The organism is Gulosibacter chungangensis, assembly GCF_008831155.1.
Taxonomy (GTDB): Bacteria; Actinomycetota; Actinomycetes; order Actinomycetales; family Microbacteriaceae; genus Gulosibacter; species Gulosibacter chungangensis.
This window is the reverse complement of sequence record NZ_WBKB01000001.1, coordinates 524,376-545,691: the sequence shown is the minus strand read 5'-3', so window position 1 is coordinate 545,691 and position 21,316 is coordinate 524,376. Positions and strand designations below refer to the sequence as shown.

The following is a 21,316-nucleotide window of genomic DNA, read 5'->3' as shown; positions in this document are numbered from 1 at the left end:
CTAGGCGACAGTCGTTGGATTACTATCGTCAGTACCGAGTATAGTACCCAATTGACACTATTATGATAATAGTTAGACTATACAGGACGCATCATACTCAGTCCGAATGTAGAGGTTCGGACGCACAAGGGAGTGGAGTACTTAAATGAGCGAAACTAACCGCACGCCCACGGTCGATTTTGACCACAACTCGGCGGAACACAGTGTTGACCCGGTTGCGAGCTATCGTCAGCTTCGCAAGGATGCGCCCGTGGCCTGGACCGAGGCCTGGGGCGGTTACTGGGTACTCAGCGGACACGATGCCGTGTTCGATGCAGCTCGCGATGACGACACCTTCAGTTCGGCTCGCCACGAAGAATTTGGCGTAACCGGGCAGGCGATTACGCTCCCGCAGAAGCCGATGGCCCTGCACCTGCCGATCGAGCTGGACCCGCCGGAGTCGCAGAAGTACCGCTCGATCATGAACAAGCTCATCACTCCGAAGCAGGTCCGAAAGATCCTGCCGATGATCGATAAGTACGTCGATATGTTCATTGACGAGCTCATCGAAACCGGTGAAGCCGACTTCGCGAGCCTCACGGGCGTGCCGGCGATTGTCACGATCGACTGGCTCGGGATGCCGATGCAGGATTGGCGACGCCACGCGAAATTCCACCGCGACGTGTTGGCGGAGCCGCTGGACAGCGAGGCCTATCGCAAGGCTACCCAGGAAGAGATGCCCTACCTGGTGGCGCAGATCGAGGAAGCCATCCAGGCGCATCGCGAAAACCCGACCGATGAGGCCATTAGCTTCATCGTGCAGCAGGAAATCGACGGTCGACCGATCACCGATGAAGAGGCCTTCAGCATGATCGAGCTGCTGATCTCGGGTGGTGTGGGCACCACCGCATCACTGACCGGGCAGGCGCTGGTGTGGATTTCGGAGCATCCGGAGGCGAAGCAGCAGCTCCTCGAGAATCCCGACCTGATGCAGACCGCGCTCGAGGAATTCCTTCGCGTGTTCAGCCCCACGCAGGCGCTGTCGCGCACCGTCATGAAGGATGTGGAGTTCCACGGCGTGCAGCTCAAGCGCGGTGACCGGGCGCTACTGTCCTGGTCCTCCGCCAACCGCGACCTGGAGGACACCAAGGACAACCCCGACGAGGTGGATCTCGCACGCTCCCCGAACCGCCACCTCGCGTTCGGCGTCGGTAGCCACCGCTGCGCCGGCAGCCACCTGGCTCGTCCCCTCGCCCGTTCGATCATCACGAAGATCCTCGAGCGGATGCCCGACTACAAGGTCGACACCGACAAGGCAATTCGCTATGAACGCCAGGGCGTCAACACCGGCTACCAGACGATTCCCGCGACCTTCACTCCGGGCGAGCGCGTCTACAAGGATGAATCGCTAAGCGACTTTGAACGGGCGCAGGAAAATCGGGCCCAAGCCGCCTAACGGTCATGAGTGAGTCGACTGCGCCCGCGACCGCGCGCGGCATGCTGTGGGGCATCAAACGGAGCTTTCTCGAATATGTTTCGCGGATGCCCGATAGTGCCATGTCGGTGACCGACGGCGCAGTCGACACCTCACTCGGGTTCATCTTTCCGGTGGCCGATGCGGCCGGATTCGACCCGGCCAGGGGCGAGGGGTCGCTCGTCTTCGCCGGGGATGTGCGGATGCGCGGTCACGCCGGGATGCTCGCGGTCCGGGTCGCGGACCCGATCGTGACCGTCGGTGCGAACGGTGCGCGACTGACCGTGACGGATGTGTCCGGCAACCCGCTGCACATCGCCAACCTCGGTGCCCCACGACGGGCTCCGGGCGGCGGGATTGAGCTCCCGGCGCAGCTCGCCGCGGATGCGGTGCCCTATTTCAACGATGTCTATCCCGAAGGTACCGAGCTCGATCCCCTCACCATTCGAGGGATCTAGCTTCGGTAAGACCTTCCCACCCATATGAACTACCAACAGGGTGTGCAGTCCGAGTGACGACCCCCGGAAAGCCAGGTCGATCAATGAGTACTGGAATGGTGATTATCGGCGCCTCACAGGCCGGCGTGCAGCTGGCAACGAGCTTGCGCGAGGGCGGTTATGACGAGCGCATCACCCTCGTTGACGGTGCCAGCCACGAGCCCTATCAGCGGCCACCGTTATCCAAGGACTTCCTCTCCGGTGTGGTGGATGCCGAAGGGCTGCGCTTCCGTGAGCGTGACTACTACGAGACGAACAATATTGTCCTGGCCCTCGGCTCGCCCGCGGTCAAGGTTGAACGTGTTGGAGACGGTGGGGTGGTCATGACTGCTGACGGCAGGGAATATCCCTATCGGCGACTGGCTTTCGCCAACGGTGCTGCACCTCGCAAGCTCGAGGTGCCCGGTGCGGATCTCGACGGGATCTTCTCGCTTCGCGACGCGGACGACGCCGAACGCCTCAAAGCATCCTTCCAGCGCACCGACAACGTGGTCATCATCGGTGGCGGCTTTATCGGTCTCGAGGTCGCCGTGAACGCCCTGCAGCAGGGCAAAACAGTCACCGTGCTCGAAGCCGCACCGCGAATTATTGGCCGTGCGGTCGGGGAAGAAACGAGCGAATGGTTCCTGCAGGCACACCGCAAGCGCGGCATCCGCATCGACACGGATGTGCAGATCACCGGCTTCCACGGGGAGCAGGGCCACGTGACCGGCGTGGAGCTTGGTGACGGAAGCGTCATCCCGGCAGGCATCGTGGTGGTCGGCATCGGCGTGATCCCACGGACCGAACTTGCCGAGCAGCTCGGCCTGGAAGTCGCCAACGGCATCGTGGTGGATGAGTACTCCCTCGCATCCGATGGGCAGACTCTCGCCGTGGGTGATGTGGCGAACATCCCGAACCCCTATGACCGCACGGCTGAGGCGATGCCGCGCATCCGCCTCGAAAGCGTGAATAATGCCATCGAGCAGGCGCGCTTTGCCGCGACCACCGTGGCCGGGACCCCTGCCCCCTATAAATCGGTGCCGTGGTTCTGGTCGAATCAGGGCGAAGTCAAGCTGCAAATGGCAGGCCTCAATATGGGCTACGACCGGGTGCTGATTCGTGGCGATCAGGATGCGGATAAGTTCGCGATTCTCTACTACCGCGGGGACACGCTCCTGGGTGCCGACTGCGTCAATTCACCCGCCGACTTTATGGCAATTCGTCAGGCCCTCGGCAAGGGCAAGCACCTGTCGCCGGAAGCCGCGCTCAGCAGTGAGCCACTGAAGAAACTGTTCTCAGACGTTGTCATCGCATAACACTCCACCAAGCCGCCGCGAGCCAGACCAGGCTCGCGGCGGAATGCTTTGGGCCGCGGCAGCCTTCTCGATGTGGGGACTGTCGGTACTGTTTTGGCCACTCGTCGAACCCACCGGTGCCCTCGAAGTGCTGATGCACCGAATCATCTGGGCCTTCGCGTTCAGCGCCCTGATCATGACCGTGCTGCGTCGTTGGAAACAGCTGCGTGGCCTGTCACTGCGAGCCTGGCTGCTGATCGCCGCCGGCAGCATCCTCAACGCGGGGAACTGGGGGCTGTTCATATTCTCGGTGCTGACCGATCAGGTGGTCGCCGCATCCATGGCCTACTTCCTCAACCCGATTGCCAGCGCTACCCTCGGCGCTATCGTACTGCGCGAACGACTGCGGGTTACGCAGCTGCTGGCGCTAATCTTCGGCATCGCCGCGGTGCTCGTGCCCGGCATTGCCGCGGGTGCGAACTTCTGGTTGCCGCTCGTGATGGCCAGCTGCTTTGGCCTGTATGCGCTCGTGCAGCGAGTGGTGGTGCTCGACCCGATCCCGACATTGACCGGAGAGTCTGCGGTACTGACGCCGCTGGCAATCGTGGTGCTGGTGATTATGCAACTCACGGGTACCGGCACGACCTTCTCATTCGGCCCCGGTCACGTGGTACTGCTCATTCTCGGCGGTGCCGTGACCCTCGCACCGTTGTTGGCCTTTGGCTATGCCGCACGACGCACACCGCTGACGACGATGGCGGTCATGCAGTACATTGCGCCGATCATCCAATTCCTGGTCGGGGTGTTCATCATGCACGAACCGATGGCGCTGAGCCGCTGGATCGGCTTTGGCCTGGTGCTCATCGCGGTGGCCACCTTCACCACCGGCGAGTTCCGGCGCGCTCGCAGCGCCCGGCGTGAAAAGAGTGCCCAGTCTGAAAAGGCAGCCTCACCCGAGCATTCGCACTCGAGTGAGGCCGAAGTTCAGCCGCAAACGGTCAGCCGTGCGACCAACGCTGCGCAACCCGATCCAGAGTGATCGGTGCCGCATCCGGAACCCCCGGGACATCGAGCTCCGAGCGCGAAAACCGCGGCGCGGGGGCTGCTTGAGCCACGCCATCGATCGAAATGAACGCGTCGCGCTCGCGAGCGTGCGCATCCGCCAGCGCCTCCGCAAAGGTCAGCACCGGGGTGAGGCACGCATCCGTCCCCGCCGAGCGCTCGGCCCACTCATCACGCGTGTGCCGGGCAATGGCCGAGGTGATGGCCGCCCGCCAGGCGGGCCACGCATCCCGATCGTATTGATCGCCGTGAACCGTCGGGTCGAGGCCGAGGAGCGCCACGAACTGCGCGAAAAACTTCCGCTCGATCGCACCCACCGCCACGAACCGGCCATCGGCGCAGGTGTAGGTGTCATAGAAGGGCGCGTGGCCGTCGAGCAGGTTCGCGTCGCGCTCATCCGACCAGACCCCGGAACCGCGCAGCGCCCAAATCTTCTGCGCCACGAGGCCGATGCCGTCCACCATGGCGGTATCGACCACCTGACCGCGACCGGAACTTGCTCGCTCCAAGAGCGCCGAGGTAATCCCGAGGGCCAGCAGCATCGAGCCGCCCGCGTAATCGCCGAGCAGGGTCAGTGGCACCGGCGGGGGTGAACCCTGTTTGCCCATTGAGTGCAGCACGCCGGTGACGGCGAGATAGTTGAGGTCGTGACCGGCCGACTGCGCGCGCGGCCCCTCGCGACCCCAGCCGGTCATCCGGCCGTAAATGAGCCGCGGGTTGAGGTCGGCAACCTGCTCGGGCCCGAGGCCGAGCTTCTCCATGACACCCGGCCGGTACCCTTCAATGAGCGCGTCGGCATGCCGCAGGATTTCGGCCACGCGCTCGAGATCAGCCGGATTTTTGAGATCGGCGGTGGTGTGGACGCGGCCCCGCAGCACGTGGTCGGTGGCACCCGCAAGTTCCGCCATAGCGGAAGGTCCGGGCCGCGCGATGCGGACCACCTCGGCGCCGAGGTCGGCGAGGATCATGCCGGTATGGGGGATCGGGCCGAGCCCGGCAAATTCGACCACGCGGATTCCGTGCAGCGGTCCGGTCATGCGTAGGTCCCCCAAGCGGTCATGTGATTGGCTTCTCGATTGGTGTCTTGGCGCGCTTCGCCTGCGTGGTCGCGCTCCGAGGGTGCCCTGGTCACGACGCATTTCAGGCCCTCGGTTTCCTCCGTCACCGTGTACGTGAGCCGGTCGCCCGGCCAGGCCGGCTGTTGCCAGCGCATCCGCAGGGTGCGCAGCCGTCGAGGGTCCCGCACCTGGCCAAACCGCGCCGCGGCGACTCCCGCGGTGAGCATGCCCACGGCGAAGGGCCCGTCATAGCCACCGTTGCGGGCGAATTCCGGGTCGTGATGAATCGGATTGAAGTCACCGGATGCGCCCTGATAGCGCACGAAATCGGTGAGCGTCAGGGGCTCGGTGGTGTGGGAATCGAGCGGGGCCGACGTGGCCGAATCGCTCGGTTCGGATGCGCGGCTCGGGCCGGATGCCTTGCCGGACTCGGAGGCGTTGCCAGCTTCGGATGCCTGGCCAGACTCGGCAGGCTGCGCCGCATCCGAGTCCTCCGGCACCGGCGGCAGGGTGATTGAGAGCGAGGTCATGATCGCATCCGGATCGGTCTCATCCTCGCGCCAGAAACGGGTGACCACCTCCTGGAAATGCATCCGCCCCTGCGAGCCATCCTTCTCGAAAGAGCGGCCGAAGGCCTGTCGAGCGTGAAAGCGATCCCCGACGTGCGGCAGCCCGCGGGGGTAGTCGAAGCGCTGCTCGCCGTGCAGCACGCGGCCGTAGTTTCGGGTGATGCCGTACCAGGCGGCATGTTCGGGAGCCATCCAGAGCTGGCTGACCGTGAGAAAGGTGGGCGGGGCCAACCAGGTGTCCCCATCGCGAACGAGACCCGCGGCACCGGTGGCGCGCGCAAACTCATTCGCTTTGCCCTCTTCGATCGCAAACTCAAAGGCTGGTGCCGCGGTCGAAACCACGGCACCAGCCCGTTGATGTGTGTCAGTCATCGTGAACCGTCAAGATCCGACTACCGAATTGGCCACTGGATGTGCTTGACCTGGAAGAACTCCTGGAAGCCGTCCTCACCCATCTCGCGGCCGAAGCCCGAGAGCTTGAAACCGCCCCAGGGCGCATCCGGTCGCATGAAGCCACCGCCGTTGATCGAGACGGCGCCGGTGCGCAGCCGCAGCGCGACCTGGTAGGCCTCGGCGGGGTCGCCGTAGACGGCAGCGTGCAGCCCGTAGGCCGAGTCGTGGGCGATGTCGATGGCCTCTTCCACGGTGTCATAGGGGATGAGCACGCCGACGGGGCCGAAGAGCTCCTCGCGGGAGATCTCCCAGGTGTTGTCCACGCCGCCGATGACGGTCGGATTGTAGAAGTAGCCGTCGAGGCCATCCGTATAGCCACCGCCGGCAATGACATCCGCACCCTGGTCGATGGCACGGTCCACGAACCCGGCCACGAACTGGCGCTGCTGCTCGCGAATCAGCGGGCCGAGGTCCGAAGACTCATCCCAGGGCATCCCGACCTTGAGGTCGCCAACGAAGCGCTGGATGCTCTCGGCGAATTGGTCGTACTTCGAGCGAGGAACCAGCATTCGGGTGGTCGAGCCGCAGCCCTGACCCGAGTTGCGGGCAAAGCGCATGATCGAAGGCTGCACGATCGCATCGAAGTCATCGACCGTGGGCAGCAGGATGTTCGCCGACTTGCCACCGAGCTCCAGCACCACCTTCTTGGTGGTCTCCGCAGCGGCAGCCTGGATGGCCTTACCGACCTTGAGCGAACCGGTGAACATCACCATGTCGACGGCCGGGTGGGTTGCCAGCACGTTGCCGACATCGCCGAGCCCGGAGACGAAGTTCACGACACCTTCGGGGACACCGGCCATTTCGGTGAGCTTCATCAGGGCCCGCGTCGACAGCGGGGTGCGCTCGGAGGACTTGAACACCAGCGTGCAACCGGCGGCAAGGCCTGGCCCGAGCTTCCACACGACCGAGTTGATCGGGAAGTTATAGCCGGTGATGCCCGAGACGACTCCGACGGGAACCTTCTGCAGCACCGAGTTCGATGCGGGGGCATCCCAATTCGGCCCGAGCGGCTCAACGTAGCCGCCGCGGGGGCCGGCGAGCGCCCGCTCTGCCGCCCAGCGGATGTTGTTGACGGGCATCCCGACCTGCATCGCGCGGGCGAGCGTAATTGGGGTCCCGACCTCGGCGATAATGATCTCGACGAGCGCGTCGAAGTGCTCATCCATGAGGTCCGCGAGGCGGTTCAGGATCGCGGCGCGGTCGGCCGGGGTGGTGCGACCCCAGGGGCCGCGGTCGAAGGCCTCGCGTGCGGCTTCCACCGCACGGACTGCCTGCTCGGGGGTGCTGTGCGGTTCGGTGCGCAGTGGTGCACCCGTGGAGGGGTTGTAGATCGTATTGGTTTCGGCGGACTGGCCGTCCTCCCACTTGCCGCCGATCCAGTTGAGCGGGCCGTCAATGAGTGAGCGCGCCTTGGCGCTGAGCCGATCCAGGTCGGTGAGTTCGGTGATCGCGGTCATGCGAGCAGTCCTCCATCCAGGGGAAGTGCGGTGCCGGTAATCCAGCTTGAGTCATCGCTTGCGAGGAAGGCTGCTGCGGCCGCGACCTCGTCGGGGGAGCCCGCGCGGGCGAGCGGCACGTTCTTGGCGAACTCCTTCTTGACGGCTTCGACGTCGTCACCGGGGTTGCGGCCAAAGAACTCGGAGAGCATCGGCGTTTCGATCATGGCGGGGAGGATGGCGTTGGAGCGGATGCCGTCGGGGCCGAGGCGCTTGGCCACGGCCTTCATGAACACCGTGATGCCACCCTTGGCGAGCGAGTAGAGAGGGCTGAAGGGGGAGCCCACCAGGCCCGAGGTCGAGGAGGTGAAGATAATGGATGCTTTCGGCGCGGCCTTCTGGAGGAGGGGCACCGAGTACTGCGTGGCGAAGAAGGCGCTGCGCAGATTGATGTCCATTGCCTTTTCGTACTGCTCGGCAGTGACTTCGAGGCCCGAGGCCCCCGGGATGCCAGCGTGGTTGTAGAGGATGTGCAGGATGCCGAACTCCTGCTCGATCCAGTCGAAGGTCGCCTTGATCGCGTCGACATCGCTCACGTCAAGGGCTCGTGCGGTGGCGTTTCCGCCGGCGTCTTTGATTTCGGCGACGACCTTCTCGGCCGCCTCCGAGTTGAGGTCGCTCACAATGACATGGGCGCCTTCGCTCGCGAAGCGGAGGGCACCAGCTCGACCCATACCTGAGCCAGCCGCGGTGATTAACGCAATGCGTCCGTCGAGTCTCTTCATTGAATCTCTCCTCGTTTTTGGTTCAGGCCTCCATTGGCCATTAATTCCATAATCTATGATTATAGAAATCATGATATTTTGTCAACCAGACGGGCGCAAAGCGGCGTCCGCCGAGATGGAGTAACCATGAAAACGTATCCCGGGCTCGAGATCCCGTTTGCAGATTGGAAAGACTGGAGCCTCCAGAAAGTGCTCCGTCATCAAGCAGAAACGCGGCCGGATGCGACCTACCTCGTCGCCCCGGAGGAGGGGCTGACGCTGACGTTCGCGCAGACCCTGGAGGCTGCGGAGGCTTTGGCCACCACGCTGTACGCCAACGGTGCGAGTTACGGCGATCGGGTGCTGATCCAAGCGAAGAATAGTTCTGAGCTCGTATTGAGCTGGTTTGGTGCCGGCGTCGGTGGGCTCGTCGAGGTCCCGATCAACACCGCCTATGAGTTCGACTTCCTCGCACACCAGGTGCGCACCTCGAAGCCGCGCTGGGCAATCGTCGACTCGACCTTCGCATCCCGCTTTGTGCAGGTGCGCGAAGACTGTGCGGGTATCGAGAAGTTCTGGGTGATTGACGACGGCGAACTCGAGGCGGGCCTCGCCGCGCTGCGGGACGCCGGATGGGCCGCCGAGCCCTTCGAGGATCTGCGCGAGCGACGCGCGGAAGTCGAGCTTCCGGATGTGGTGTCGCAGGACCTCGGCGCGATCTTCTTTACCTCGGGCACCACCGGCCCCTCGAAGGGCGTCGCGATGTCGCACGCAATGTTCTACTTCGACGCGGTCGAGTGCATGAACCTCACCAAGCTCACCCCCGAAGACACCTACATGGTGACCACCCCGCTCTTCCACGGAAACGCGCAGTGGCTTGCGGCCTATCCGGCGCTCGTCGCTGGGGCAAAGTTCGTGCTCTACAAGAAATTCAGCGCCTCACGCTGGATCGACTGGGTGCGCGATAACGGCGTCACCGTCACCAACTTCCTCGGCGTAATGATGGACTTTGTCTGGAAGCAACCACCGCGCGAGAACGATGCCGACAATAATCTTCGCTGCATCTTCGCTGCACCCACCGCCGGTTCGATCGCGCAGCCTTTCGGCGAGCGGTTCGGCGTGGAAGCGTTCGTGGAGTGCTTCGGACTCACCGAGGTCTCGATGCCCATCCTCTCGCCCTACGCGCCGGTGGGTGAACGCCCGGCGGGTGCCGCGGGCTTGGCCGTCGCGGAATGGTTCGACGTGAAGCTCGTCGACCCCGAGACCGATATCGAAGTTCCCGTGGGTGAGGTTGGCGAGCTCGTGGTGCGCTCGAAGCACCCGTGGACCCTCTCGATGGGTTACTACGGCGCCCCCGAGAAGACCGTCGAGGTCTGGCGCAATATGTGGTTCCACACCGGGGACGCGCTCCGTAAGGATGAGCACGGCTGGTTCTACTTCGTGGACCGCTATAAGGATGCGCTGCGTCGCCGCGGTGAGAACATTAGCTCCTATGAGGTCGAGCAGGGCATCCTCGCGCACGAGGACGTCTTCGAATGCGCGGTCATCGCAGTACCGGCCGATTTTGCTGGTGGTGAGGACGAAGTGATGGCCTGCCTCGTGCCCAAGCGCGAGATTGACGTGGAAGAGCTCTGGGAGTTTGTCGCCACCAAGGTCCCCGCCTTTGCGGTGCCTCGCTATATCCGCTTCATGGATGCACTGCCGAAGACCCCCTCGGAGAAGGTGCAGAAGGCAGAACTCCGCAAGGATGCCGTCACGGCCGACACCCACGACCGTGAGGCGCTCGTGAAGGCGAGCTAACGCTACGAGTGCGGAATGCAATGAACCGGCCGGTAGGAATTCCTACCGGCCGGTTCATTGCACTCCGTGGACTCTGACGAGGTGCGCCGACAAGCGACGCCGCGGATGCGCGCTTGCTGCTGGAGCGCGCATCCACAGGCCTAGGAGTTCGTCCAGACCGGCTCGCGCTTCTCGGTGAAGGCCGCGGCACCTTCCTTGGCGTCGTTCGAGGTGCGAATGGGCTGCACAATCTCATGCTGCTGCTTGAATTTCTCGGCCAGCGGCCAGTCATTCGACTCGCGAATCACCTGCTTGCTCGCGGCAGTTGCCAGCGGCGCGTTCTTCGCAATTGTTTCGGCGAGCCGGATGGCGGCGTCGAAGGTTTCGCCCGCGGGTACCAGGTCCGCGAGGAGCCCGTAGCCATTCGCTTCTGCGGCCGGCAGCATCCGCCCGGTGAGCACCAGCTCCATCGCCTTGTTGTAGGGGATGCGCTGGTGCAGGCGCAGCAACCCACCGGCGGCCGCAGTCAGCCCGCGCTTGACCTCCGGCAGTCCGAAAGTCGCGCTGTCGGCGGCGACAATGAGGTCGGCTGCGAGCGCGATCTCGAAACCGCCACCGAGTGCATAGCCTTCAACCGCCGCAATGAGCGGTTTGCGGGGTGGGTTTTCCACGAGGCCTGCGAAGCCACGACCCGGAATGATCGGAATCTCGCCGCGCGCGAAGCCCTTGAGGTCCATACCGGCGCAGAAGGTGCCACCGGCACCGAAAATCACGGCGCAGGAAAGGTTGTCTCGCGCATCCAACTCTTCGAAGGAGCGGGCAAGCTCTTGCGCGAGCTCGAGCGAAATCGCGTTCTTCGCGCGCGGGCGATTGAGGGTGAGTACGAGCACGCGACCGCGCTGTTCGGTCAGCAGCACGGCTTCTTGAGTGGTGGTCTCGGTCATAGTTCTTCCTTGCTGGAGCGGTCGTCGGGGCTGGAGCAATCGGCAGGGACAGCGCCGATGGTCGGTGTCGGTTAGCGCGGTGGCATCCGAATCGCACCATCCAGGCGCACGGTCTCACCGTTCATCATCTGGTTCTCGATGAGGTGCGCGGCAAGCGACGCAAATTCCTTGGGCTGGCCGAGGCGCGAGGGGTTCGGTACGGCCTTGGCGAGCGATTCGCGGACGTCTTCGGGAAGCCGCGCGAGAATCGGCGTGTCGAAGGTGCCGGGCGCGATAGTCACCACGCGAATGAGCTTGGATGCGAGGTCGCGGGCTGCCACGAGGGTCATCCCGACGATGCCAGCCTTGGCGGAGGCGTAGGGAATCTGGCCGATTTGGCCCTCCCAGGCTGCGACCGAGGCGGTGAGGATGCACACCCCGCGTTCGCCGTCCACGGGCTCGTTTTTCGCCATTCGAGTCGCGGCGAGTCGCAACACGTTAAAGGTACCGATGAGGTTCACGCGGACCACGGTCTCGTAGGTCTCGAGCGAACCGGGGTTGCCATCGCGGTCCACGAGACGGATGGCACCGCCGCGACCCGCGCAGTGGATTACGGCGCGCAGCGGGGCGACGGCCTCGGCGGCATCGAGGGCGGCGTTGACCGCATCGGTATCGGTGACGTCTGCCGGGGCGAAGGTGCCGCCAATCTCCGTGGCGCGCTCCTCACCCGCAGACTGCGGGAGATCCACGATCACCACGTGGGCGCCCTGCGACGCGAGTTTCTGTGCGCTTGCCCAGCCGAGCCCGGAAGCTCCGCCGGTGACGATTGCAGATGCGCCTGCAACATCCATATCTCTACCTCCAAATGGTGAGTGTCTTGTCTTCGTTGACGAGTGGGGTCGGCTCGGTCAGAGTCGCTCAATGATGGTGGCGTTCGCCATCCCGCCGGCCTCGCACATGAGCTGTAGGCCGTACCTGCCGCCGGTGTCCTCGAGTGCGTGGAGCATCGTGGTCATGAGTCTCGCGCCGGATGCGCCGAGCGGGTGGCCCAGCGCGATGGCACCGCCGCGGGGGTTGACCTTGGCGGGGTCGACATCGAACTCTTGCATCCACGCCAAGGGTACGGGTGCGAAGGCCTCATTCACCTCCACGTGGTCGATTTGGCCGAGGTCAAACCCGGTCCGCTCGAGGAGCTTGTGGGTGGCCGGAATGGGGCCGGTGAGCATGAGCAGCGGGTCGTCACCCACCGCGGTAAATGAGTGGATGCGCGCCCGCGGGGTGAGCCCGAGCTGCTCGGCTTTCGCGGCGGACATCACCAGCAGCGCGGATGCGCCGTCGGTGATCTGCGAGGAGTTGCCGGCGGTGACGCTCCAATTAATTTGGGGGAAGCGCGCGGCTAATTCATCGGTCTTGAACACCGTATTAAGCTGCCCGAGCTTTTCGACGCTGCTGTCGGGGCGCACCGTGTTGTCGGCGGTGATGACTTCGTTGCCGTTACGCACCGGGACGATCTCACGCGAAAAATCTGTGGCTGCCGCAAGCTGATGTGAGCGGACCGAATACTCATCAAGCTGTTCGCGGGTCAAACCGTATTTTGCGGCTACCAGCTCTGCGCCGACGCCCTGGGAGGTAAGGCCCGGCGAGTAGCGCTCGCCCACCAGCTCACCGTAGGGATCGGCACCCGCGCGAGCGGAGCCCATCGGTACTCGACTCATCGATTCCACACCGCCCGCGACCACGATATCTGCGGTGCCCGACATGATGGCCTGCGCCGCGAAGGACACTGCCTGTTGGCTCGAGCCGCATTTGCGGTCAATGGTGACGGCGGGGACGTGTTCTGGAAAGCCCGCGCCGAGCCAGGCCATGCGGCCCGGGGTCGCGGATTGCTCGGATACCTGCGAGACGCAGCCAATTAGAACGTCGTCGACGGTGCCGGGATCAAGATCGCTGCGGGACACGAGCTGCTGCAGGGTCTGTGCGAGGAGGTCGACGGGATGGATGTCTGCAAGCAGGCCACCGGGCTTACCGCGGCCAATGGGCGTGCGGATGGCGTCGACGATGACTGCCTCACGTGCTGATGTCTCTGGCATAGTAATTGTTTATCATAATTGCCAGGATTAGTCACTTGAGCTTGCGGTCGAACTTATCGCGATCTAATCTATGCATATCAATAACACGTAAAGGAGCGTGATCCAATTGACTACCGTCACTGTGGATGAACTACGGGAGATCAAGGACCTGGCTGCCACGGTGGCGCGCGAGGTCTACGGTCCCATCGCCGAAGAGCTGGACGTGAACCGCACGCCCATTTCAGTAGAGCAGCGGAAGGCATTGGGGGAGATGGGGTTCCTCGGAATTGCCCACGAGGAGAAGCACGGCGGCGCCGGTGCCCCCTTCTCGCACGCGCTCGCGGTGATTGAAGAGTTCGCCAAGGTGTGCCGTCCTGCGGCCTTCCAGATTTTTGAGTCGAACACCGGCCCCGCGCAGGTGATCGCGCACGCAGCGAGCGAAGAGCAGCGCGAGCGGTGGCTCCCCAGCATCATCAGCGGCGAAAAGACCATGGCCGTCGCGATCTCTGAACCGGATGCCGGTTCTGCGGCGACCGATATGAAGACCAAGGCGACACCGGCTCCCGGCGGCGGGCTCATCCTGAACGGCTCGAAGCGCTGGATCTCTAACGGCGGCGAAGCCGATCTCTACCTTGTCTATTGCCGCATGAGCGATGCGCCGGGCAGCAAGGGCATCGGCGCGGTGGTGATTGAGAAGGGGGATGCGGGATTCACCTTTGGTGCGCAGGAGCGCCTGATGGGCTTCCGCGGCATTCCCTCCGCCGACCTCTACTTCGACGGTGTGCAGGTACCGGAAGAAAACATCGTGGTCCCCGCCGGGAGCTTCGGCCGACTCTTCCAGTACTTCTCGCTCGAGCGCATGGGCAACACCACCATGAGCCTCGCAATCGGTCAGGCGGCCCTCGATAAGTCGGTTGCCTACGTGCAAGAGCGCCAGGCTTTCGGCAAGGACATTGTCGAGTTCCAGACGATTCAGAAGTCGATCGCCGACATGATCATGCAGGTGGATGCGGCGCGCCTGCTCCGCGATCGGGCTGCGGCAGAGATCGACGCCGGGCGGATTAACTCCCTCTATGTCTCGATTGCGAAGTGCACCGCCAATGAGATGGCGAAGCGGGTTACCGACCTCGCGATTCAGGTGCACGGCGGCAACGGCTACACCGAGGAATACGGACTGGAGCGACTCCACCGAGACTCGCACGGTTGGGCGATCGCCGGCGGCACACCCGATATGCAGCGCACCCGAATCGTGTCGGAGGCGCTCGGCCGTCGCTTTGATCAGCGCGCCTAGCGCATCCCAATCCGAAGCATGCCGGTGCCTCGGCAAGCTGCGAGACCTATTGTGACGGTGGCGGGCCGATGATGGCCCGCCACCGCTGGACTATTTGAGAGGTTTGAATTCGTGTCAGCTCCCTTCCTAACCACATCCGGCGCACTGTTCACTCTTGACCAGGAGCACCTCGAGATTCGCGAAGAGGCTCGTGCGGTGGCCGCAAGCGTCGCGCAGTATGCCGCCGAAGCGGATGAGCTCGATGTTGTGCACCGGCCGATGGCCCAGGCGGTGAAAGCATCCGGTCTCACGCGATACGTGATCCCGGCCGCCTACGGCGGTGCGAACGAAACGCTTGATCCACTCGCGATCGCAATCGTTCGCGAAGAGTTTGCCGCGGTCTCCGCCCACCTCGATTCGCTCTATGGGATGCAGGGGGTCGGCAGCTACGCAATCACCGTTGGTGGCTCGGATGCTCTGCGCGCCGAATGGCTTCCCAAAGTGCTCTCGCTGGATGCGATTGCCGCGATCGCCCTGACCGAGGTCGAGATCGGCTCGGACCTGCGCAGTGTCTCCACGGAACTGCGCGAAGAGGGCGATGAAATCGTCATCACCGGTGAAAAATCCTTCATTACCAATGCCCCGGAGGCCGCCTTCTTCTGCGTGCTTGGGCGTGAGGGTGATGGCTACTCGATGGCGTTCGTGCCCGCCGATACGCCCGGCGTGACGGTCACGAGCGGTCCGGATTTGATCGCCCCGCACATTATCGGCGGCGTGACATTTGACGAGGTGCGGGTCCCGAAAGAGAACCGCTTGGGAGAGACCGGCAAGGCCTTCTCTCTCATGCTGCAGGTACTTGCGGTGTTCCGCGCGACGGTGGCCGGCGCATCCCTCGGGATTGGCCGGGCCGCGCTGGAAGAGGCGCTCAAGCACACCCAAACTCGCGAACAGTTCGGTAAGCCACTGCTCAACTTGGGCGCGGTTTCGCAGAAGCTCGCCCTGAGTTGGGCAGAGCTTGAGGCTGCCCGGGCGCTGACCTATAGCGCCGCGGCCCAGGCTGCTGCCGCCCCGCTCGCGCACATCGCCGAAACCTCGATGGCGAAAGTGGTGGCGACCGAAACGGCAGGCCGGGTTGCCGACCGGGCCGTGCAATCCATGGGGCGCTTCGGCTTGGTGCGCGGCAGCGATATTGAACGGCATTACCGTAACTCCCGGCCAGGGCGTATTTATGAGGGTTCGACAGAGGTGCTGTTGGATTCGCTCGCTCGGCAGCTGAGCAAGCGCACGAAAGCGGCACTCGAAAACGGTGGAGGAATTCTGTGATTATCGACGCGCACACACACGTCTGGCCCGACAAGATCGCCGAGAAAGCGCTCACCGCAAATCCGGTACCGGGGCTCGAAGCTCGAGGGGACGGCACCGTCCACGGGCTCGACACCTCGATGGAACACACCGGCGTGCACCTCAGCTGCTGCCTCGCAATTGCGAACGAGGGCCGTCACGTGCACAAGGTCAATGAATTCGTCTCCGGCCTGGCATCCGAGTCTCGCTATCCGGTGGGTACCGTGCACGTGGATCTCTCGGTGGAAGAAAACCTCGAGTCGCTGCGCCGAAACAACATTAAGTCCGTGAAACTGCATCCGCTCTTTCAGCGTTATGGACTTGATGACAAGCGGCTCTGGGACATCCTGGATGCCTTCGGCGAAGACATCTCGGTAATCACCCACGTCGGTGCGGGCGGGGATGAGTACACCAACAGTCTCTCGAGCCCGGCGATGATCGGTGCGATCGCGAAGCAGTTCCCAAAGCTACGGCTGATGGCCTGTCACTTTGGCGGCTACAAGCTCTTCGACGATGCCGAGGAGATGCTCGCCGGTGCCGATATCGTGCTGGAAACCTCCTGGCCACCGTCGCTGGCGCTGCTGCGTCCGGAACGGGTACGTGCGCTCATTAAGAAACACGGCGCCGAGCGCGTGGTGTTTGGCTCTGACTGGCCGATGACCGACCCGCTTGAAGAAATCCAAGCGATCGAGATGCTTGGGCTCAGCGATGACGAGGTCAAGCAGGTGCTCGGTGGCACGCTCGCGCGCGTGCTGGGGCTGCCCGAGGCTGCCTAGCAGGGCAAAACATCAAGCAACGCAAGAGGCGGGAACCGGTGGGTTCCCGCCTCTTGCGCTGTGCTGGCTGGCTCTAGGCTGAGCGATCGGTCTGCTACTCCCAGCTGATCGGTTCCATGATGGTGTCGGGGTACTTGCGACTGATGTACTTCGAATACTCTTCGATGTGCTCGAGCATGGTGTTCGAGGCCGCGGCCGCATCCCGGCTCGCGAGTGCCTCATAGATCCGTCGGTGTGCTTCGACCACGTGCTTGCGTCGGTGCTCGGGGTATTCAATACCCATGGTCGTACCGTCGAGGATCCCGGTGAGGGCATCGATCATGTGGGTGAATAGCGAGTTACCCGAGGCCTTAGCGATAACTTCGTGAAACTCGTGGTTCGTCTCGGCGAAGATCTCTTCGTCTTTGATGTGCTCCGACATCCGATCCACACTCTCCTTGAGCGCGGCGAGTTCCTCGTCCGTGATTCGCGAGGCGGCATAGCGAGCCATCGCCGGTTCGATAGTTTCGCGCGCTTCGACAACGTCTCGGTACGGGGCGTTCTCCAGCTGCAGGAGCAGCGTGAGCGAGGTTGCGAGGCCGGTACCGTTCGGACGTTCCACGATTGGCCCACCACCGGGGCCGGGCTTGAGACTAATCAGCCCCTGCAGTTCAAGGAACCTCAGTGACTCCCGCAGTGTGCCCCGCCCGATCTGGTACTCCTCAAGCATCTGCTTTTCTGGCGGTAGGCGGTCCCCGGGGCCAGCGCCACGGGTCTGAATGTCAGTCACGATCTGCTGAGCGACGAGGAGCGCCATCTTCTGCGGTCGACGGCTTGCCGGCAGGCTCATGGTCGTCTCCCTTCCTAAACGTTGTGGTGATTGCTGAGACGAAAGGGCGTCGCATCCCAATTGTTCATCACGAATTTAGCTGGTGGCGCCTGCGAATTGTGACGAAATGGCGCCTATTTCTGACAATGATGCGATCTTGTCATCGTCATAGCCAAGTCGCTCCGCCAGAACTTCCGCAGTATTCTCACCCACTGCGGCAAGCCCGTCATAGCTGGGGCCCGCATAGTCGCCGATGTGCAGCACCGGTCCGGGTACGAGCCCGCGACCGAGTGGCGTATTGGTCACGGCCTGCAGTGTCCGTGCCAAAAAGTGCTCATCCTCAACAATGTCGCTCGAGTCATTCACCGCCGCGGCAACGACTTCATTGCGGTCAAGAATCGCGAGCACCTCGTCGCGCGGCATCGAACCGACCCACTCGCGCACCGTCTGCTGCACCAATTCATTGTTCGCCATGCGCGCTTCGTTCGTGGCGTAGCGCGGGTCTTCCTTGAGTTCGGGACGACCCATCGCATCAAACAGCCGCATGGCAATGGACTGCGCGGAAGCGGCAATCGCGAGCCAGCCGCCGTCGGAACCCTGATAGATGCCGCGTGGTGAAGCGGCGCCCGAGGCATTGCCGTGGCGCTGCATAATCTTGCCCGTAGTCGTGTAGTTGAGGATCGCATCCCCGAGGATGAACATCAGCGGTTCGTAGAGGGCGACGTCAACGACCGAGCCCTTGCCGGTTGCGGAACGCTGGTAGAGCGCCATCGCAGCACCCATCGCGGCAGAAATGCCCGCGATCGAGTCCGCAAATCCAAACGGGGGAGCGGTGGGCGGGGTCTCGGGCCAGCCATTGAGGAAAGCGAAGCCGCTGGCCGTTTCGGCCACGGTGCCAAAGCCCGGACGGGCGCTATAGGGCCCGGTCTGCCCGAAGCCGGACACTCGGGTAAGAATGAGCCCCGGGTTCTCTTCCGCAAGCGAGTCATAAGACATACCCCACTTTTCGAGTCGGCCCGGGCGGAAGGATTCGATCACGATGTCTGACTGCGCGATGAGTTCGCGAACCACCTGCTGGCCCTCGGGCTTACGGAGGTCCACACCCACCGAACGCTTGCCGGAGTTCAGTCGCACATAGCCGATCGACGTAGAATCCTTTTGCGGCTGCCACTGACGAGCCATGTCACCGTTGACCGGCTCTTCTACCTTGACGACATCCGCACCGAAGTCACGAAGCATGCGTCCGGCAGTTGGCGCGGCATACATAGAACCGAGCTCAAGCACGCGAACGCCTGCGAGTGGTGCAGTGGTGTTGTTCATAATGGACTCCCTTGGCCATATCTTTCGGGGTCGAGATTCCGAGATCTCGCGAAATCGGATGCTTCCTGTAATAATCATAAGCAGGAATTGCTTCAGATGCGAGGAGGCATAGATGAGCGGTCACGGATTTGACCTCAGCGGCAAGGTAGCACTGGTCACCGGCGGGAGCCGTGGGCTCGGTCGAGCTATGGCGCAGGCGTTCGCCGAAGCGGGTGCCGCGGTGGTCATCGCGAGCCGGAACGGTGAAACCTGCGAGGCCGCCGCGGCCGAGATTGCCGAATCCACCGGTGCGAAGACGCTCGGGATCGGCGCACACGTCGGGAAATGGGATGAACTCCCCGCCCTGGTCGATCGCGTCTACGCGGAGTTTGGCCGAGTGGATGTGCTCGTGAACAACGCCGGCATGTCCCCGCTCTACGACGGCATCGGTGACATCACCGAGGCGCTCTTCGACAAGGTGATAGATGTGAACCTCAAGGGCCCCTTCCGCCTGTCAGTACTGATTGGGGAACGCATGGTCGAGGCGGGTTCCGGCTCTATCATCAATATTTCCAGCGCCGCTTCGCTTCGCCCTCGCGCCCACGTGCTGCCCTATGCGATTGCCAAGGCAGGCGTGAACACGATGACCGTTGGCCTCGCGCACACGCTGGGGCCCAAGGTGCGGGTAAACGCGATACTTGCGGGCACTTTCTTTACCGATGTCTCCAAAGCCTGGGACATGGAAGCCTTCGAAGAGCGCGCGCAAACCTTCGCGCTCAAGCGTGGTGGTCAGCCCGAGGAGATCGTGGGTGCCGCCCTCTACCTGGCGAGCGACGCATCCTCATTCACCACGGGAGCCACGATGGCAGTGGATGGTGGTCAGCCATGAGTTCGGTAGATCTGCAGCTCGCCGCGGGCATCGCGACCATCACGCTCAACCGAGCCGACCGCCTCAATGCGCTCAATGTCGCCCTCGCGAAGGAACTCGCCGAGGTCGCGACCGAAGCCGCCGCCTCCGATGCCGAACTGGTGATTCTCACCGGGGACGGGCGGGCATTTTGTGCCGGTGGGGATGCACAGGAGATGGCCGAAGCCGCCGACCGCAGTGCCTACCTCAGGGAGCTCGTCGGTGAAGCGAACCGCGCCATGATCGCGCTGCGAGAGATTCCGCAGCCGGTCATCGCCAAAATCAACGGCGCCGTTGCCGGTGCGGGCTTGGGGTTGGTGCTCACCACCGATATTGCGGTTGCCGTAGACACGGCAAAGTTCACGCCAGCGTACGGCGCGATCGGGTTGAGCCCCGACTGTGGCGTGACGGTCCTGCTCGGTGACGCGATCGGTGCCCGTCGGGCACGCGACTTCCTCCTTACCGGTCGCCGGATTGATGCTCAAACCGCGCTCGACTGGGGCTTGGTCTCCAGCACCGCATCCGCGGAGGGACTGGACGAGGCCGTGGCGGAAGTCGCAGCCGCGATTCGCAACACCGGTCCGCTCGCACCGACTGCCATCAAGACCCTGCTGAATGCGTCGGGAACGTACGCCGACCGGCTCGAGCTGGAACGCGCATCCATTAGCTCGCTCGCCGGGAGCAGCTTTGCCGGTGCTCAGCTCGAAGCCTTTGTAAGCAAGTAGCACGCGGCGACAATGACGCCCCGCGGAACTGCAGCAATCGACCAATTTCTCTGAAAGGAACGACAATGAAGATCGTTGTCCTCGTGAAAGAAGTGCCGGACACCTACGGCGCTCGCAAACTTGACCTCGAAACCGGGCTCACCGACCGCGGCGCGAGCGACGCCGTGATTGACGAAATCAACGAACGCGCGATCGAAGCGGCGCTCTCGTACGCCACCGGTAAGGACGACACCGAAGTCGTCATCATGTCGATGGCACCGGCGGGTTCGACCGCAACCGTGCGAAAAGGGCTCGCAATGGGGGCCTCCAGCGCCGTGCACATTGCGGATGAAGCGCTCGCGGGCTCCGACCTCGGGCAAACCGCTGATGTGCTGGCCGCAGCATTGCGAAAAACCGGCTTTGACCTCGTGATCACCGGGAACGTCTCGACGGATGGCGCCGCGGGCATGGTGCCCGCGATGCTCGCCGAGCTGCTTGAAGTCTCACTCCTCAGCGGGCTCGATGAACTCACGATCAATGCCGGCTCGGTCTCGGGGGTGCGCCCAGTTGAGGGCGGCTCACAGCAGGTCTCGGCCTCGCTGCCCGCGGTCATCTCGGTCACCGAATCGATGCCGGACGGGCGCCTGCCGAACTTCAAGGGCATCATGGCCGCGAAAAAGAAGCCCCTCGAGGTGCTCACCGCGGCGGATCTCGGCATCAACCCGGAGGATTTCTCCGTGGCGCGCTCGATTATGATCACCGTTTCCGAAAAGCCGCCGCGTGAGGGCGGTATCAAGATTGAAGACTCGGGGGATGCCGGCGAGCAGCTCGCAAACTTCCTGGTCGAAAACCGTCTGGTCTAGGCCGACAG

General features: G+C 63.4%; 20 protein-coding genes. 11 read left to right on the top strand and 9 right to left on the bottom strand.

Annotated features, from left to right (window positions below; all coding sequences use genetic code 11):
* Positions 1 to 145 precede the first annotated feature (145 nt).
* The 4 genes from F8O05_RS02445 to rarD all read left to right on the top strand — a co-directional run bounded on the left by F8O05_RS02445 (position 146) and on the right by rarD (position 4,266).
* Entirely contained in the window at positions 146 to 1,435 is a 1,290-nt protein-coding gene (locus F8O05_RS02445) for a cytochrome P450 (RefSeq protein ID WP_158051145.1), read from the top strand.
* A gap of 5 nt (positions 1,436 to 1,440) precedes the next feature.
* Entirely contained in the window at positions 1,441 to 1,911 is a 471-nt protein-coding gene (locus F8O05_RS02440) for an HtaA domain-containing protein (RefSeq protein ID WP_158051144.1), read from the top strand.
* Positions 1,912 to 1,994: 83 nt separating this feature from the next.
* On the top strand, positions 1,995 to 3,248 hold the full coding sequence (locus F8O05_RS02435; protein ID WP_158051143.1) for an NAD(P)/FAD-dependent oxidoreductase: 1,254 nt from the start codon (positions 1,995 to 1,997) through the stop codon (positions 3,246 to 3,248).
* A 43-nt stretch (positions 3,249 to 3,291) separates the two neighbouring features.
* A complete protein-coding gene (gene rarD, locus F8O05_RS02430; protein WP_158051142.1) occupies positions 3,292 to 4,266 on the top strand; it encodes an EamA family transporter RarD in 975 nt (324 codons plus the stop codon).
* On the opposite strand, the gene F8O05_RS02425 is transcribed toward rarD, so the two are convergent.
* The 4 genes from F8O05_RS02425 to F8O05_RS02410 are packed head-to-tail and all read right to left on the bottom strand — an operon-like array spanning position 4,226 to position 8,590.
* The gene (locus F8O05_RS02425; RefSeq protein ID WP_158051141.1) at positions 4,226 to 5,326 is read right to left on the bottom strand and encodes a CaiB/BaiF CoA transferase family protein; all 1,101 of its coding nucleotides are present in this window, start codon (positions 5,324 to 5,326) and stop codon (positions 4,226 to 4,228) included. The genes rarD and F8O05_RS02425 overlap by 41 nt on opposite strands.
* Positions 5,323 to 6,288: a MaoC/PaaZ C-terminal domain-containing protein gene (locus F8O05_RS02420; RefSeq protein WP_158051140.1), complete on the bottom strand. Its 966-nt coding sequence runs from the start codon at positions 6,286 to 6,288 to the stop codon at positions 5,323 to 5,325. The genes F8O05_RS02425 and F8O05_RS02420 overlap by 4 nt, the downstream gene beginning before the upstream one ends.
* A gap of 20 nt (positions 6,289 to 6,308) precedes the next feature.
* Positions 6,309 to 7,826 (bottom strand): aldehyde dehydrogenase family protein, encoded by a 1,518-nt coding sequence (locus F8O05_RS02415; protein ID WP_158051139.1) that lies wholly within the window; start codon positions 7,824 to 7,826, stop codon positions 6,309 to 6,311.
* Positions 7,823 to 8,590 (bottom strand): SDR family NAD(P)-dependent oxidoreductase, encoded by a 768-nt coding sequence (locus F8O05_RS02410; RefSeq protein WP_192496993.1) that lies wholly within the window; start codon positions 8,588 to 8,590, stop codon positions 7,823 to 7,825. The genes F8O05_RS02415 and F8O05_RS02410 overlap by 4 nt, the downstream gene beginning before the upstream one ends.
* Before the next feature lie 126 nt (positions 8,591 to 8,716).
* Between F8O05_RS02410 and F8O05_RS02405 the strand changes: the two genes are divergently transcribed.
* Positions 8,717 to 10,369 carry an AMP-binding protein gene (locus F8O05_RS02405; RefSeq protein WP_158051137.1) on the top strand — a complete coding sequence of 551 codons (1,653 nt, stop codon included), beginning with the start codon at positions 8,717 to 8,719 and terminating at the stop codon, positions 10,367 to 10,369.
* A 140-nt stretch (positions 10,370 to 10,509) separates the two neighbouring features.
* Here the strand turns inward: F8O05_RS02405 and F8O05_RS02400 are convergent, their stop codons facing one another.
* The 3 genes from F8O05_RS02400 to F8O05_RS02390 form a co-directional block, all read right to left on the bottom strand.
* Positions 10,510 to 11,292: a crotonase/enoyl-CoA hydratase family protein gene (locus F8O05_RS02400; RefSeq protein WP_158051136.1), complete on the bottom strand. Its 783-nt coding sequence runs from the start codon at positions 11,290 to 11,292 to the stop codon at positions 10,510 to 10,512.
* A gap of 71 nt (positions 11,293 to 11,363) precedes the next feature.
* A complete protein-coding gene (locus F8O05_RS02395; protein WP_158051135.1) occupies positions 11,364 to 12,122 on the bottom strand; it encodes an SDR family NAD(P)-dependent oxidoreductase in 759 nt (252 codons plus the stop codon).
* A 57-nt stretch (positions 12,123 to 12,179) separates the two neighbouring features.
* Positions 12,180 to 13,361 carry a thiolase family protein gene (locus F8O05_RS02390; RefSeq protein WP_158051134.1) on the bottom strand — a complete coding sequence of 394 codons (1,182 nt, stop codon included), beginning with the start codon at positions 13,359 to 13,361 and terminating at the stop codon, positions 12,180 to 12,182.
* A gap of 106 nt (positions 13,362 to 13,467) precedes the next feature.
* Between F8O05_RS02390 and F8O05_RS02385 the strand changes: the two genes are divergently transcribed.
* From F8O05_RS02385 to F8O05_RS02375, 3 genes are all read left to right on the top strand, one after another.
* Positions 13,468 to 14,631 carry an acyl-CoA dehydrogenase family protein gene (locus F8O05_RS02385; RefSeq protein WP_158051133.1) on the top strand — a complete coding sequence of 388 codons (1,164 nt, stop codon included), beginning with the start codon at positions 13,468 to 13,470 and terminating at the stop codon, positions 14,629 to 14,631.
* A gap of 111 nt (positions 14,632 to 14,742) precedes the next feature.
* Positions 14,743 to 15,933, top strand: a complete 1,191-nt coding sequence (locus F8O05_RS02380; protein ID WP_225735686.1) for an acyl-CoA dehydrogenase family protein — start codon at positions 14,743 to 14,745, stop codon at positions 15,931 to 15,933.
* Complete coding sequence (locus F8O05_RS02375) at positions 15,930 to 16,727, top strand: amidohydrolase family protein (protein ID WP_158051132.1); 798 nt, start codon at positions 15,930 to 15,932, stop codon at positions 16,725 to 16,727. The genes F8O05_RS02380 and F8O05_RS02375 overlap by 4 nt, the downstream gene beginning before the upstream one ends.
* A gap of 94 nt (positions 16,728 to 16,821) precedes the next feature.
* Here F8O05_RS02375 and F8O05_RS02370 read toward each other — a convergent pair whose 3' ends face one another.
* Both F8O05_RS02370 and F8O05_RS02365 read right to left on the bottom strand, forming a co-directional pair.
* Entirely contained in the window at positions 16,822 to 17,556 is a 735-nt protein-coding gene (locus F8O05_RS02370; RefSeq protein ID WP_158051131.1) for a FadR/GntR family transcriptional regulator, read from the bottom strand.
* 75 nt (positions 17,557 to 17,631) lie between these two features.
* The gene (locus F8O05_RS02365) at positions 17,632 to 18,855 is read right to left on the bottom strand and encodes a CaiB/BaiF CoA transferase family protein (protein ID WP_158051130.1); all 1,224 of its coding nucleotides are present in this window, start codon (positions 18,853 to 18,855) and stop codon (positions 17,632 to 17,634) included.
* Positions 18,856 to 18,967: 112 nt separating this feature from the next.
* Between F8O05_RS02365 and F8O05_RS02360 the strand changes: the two genes are divergently transcribed.
* From F8O05_RS02360 to F8O05_RS02350, 3 genes are all read left to right on the top strand, one after another.
* The gene (locus F8O05_RS02360) at positions 18,968 to 19,723 is read left to right on the top strand and encodes an SDR family NAD(P)-dependent oxidoreductase (protein ID WP_158051129.1); all 756 of its coding nucleotides are present in this window, start codon (positions 18,968 to 18,970) and stop codon (positions 19,721 to 19,723) included.
* Positions 19,720 to 20,466 (top strand): enoyl-CoA hydratase/isomerase family protein, encoded by a 747-nt coding sequence (locus tag F8O05_RS02355; RefSeq protein ID WP_158051128.1) that lies wholly within the window; start codon positions 19,720 to 19,722, stop codon positions 20,464 to 20,466. Before F8O05_RS02360 ends, F8O05_RS02355 begins: the two co-directional genes overlap by 4 nt.
* A gap of 65 nt (positions 20,467 to 20,531) precedes the next feature.
* Entirely contained in the window at positions 20,532 to 21,308 is a 777-nt protein-coding gene (locus F8O05_RS02350; RefSeq protein WP_158051127.1) for an electron transfer flavoprotein subunit beta/FixA family protein, read from the top strand.
* Positions 21,309 to 21,316 lie beyond the last annotated feature (8 nt).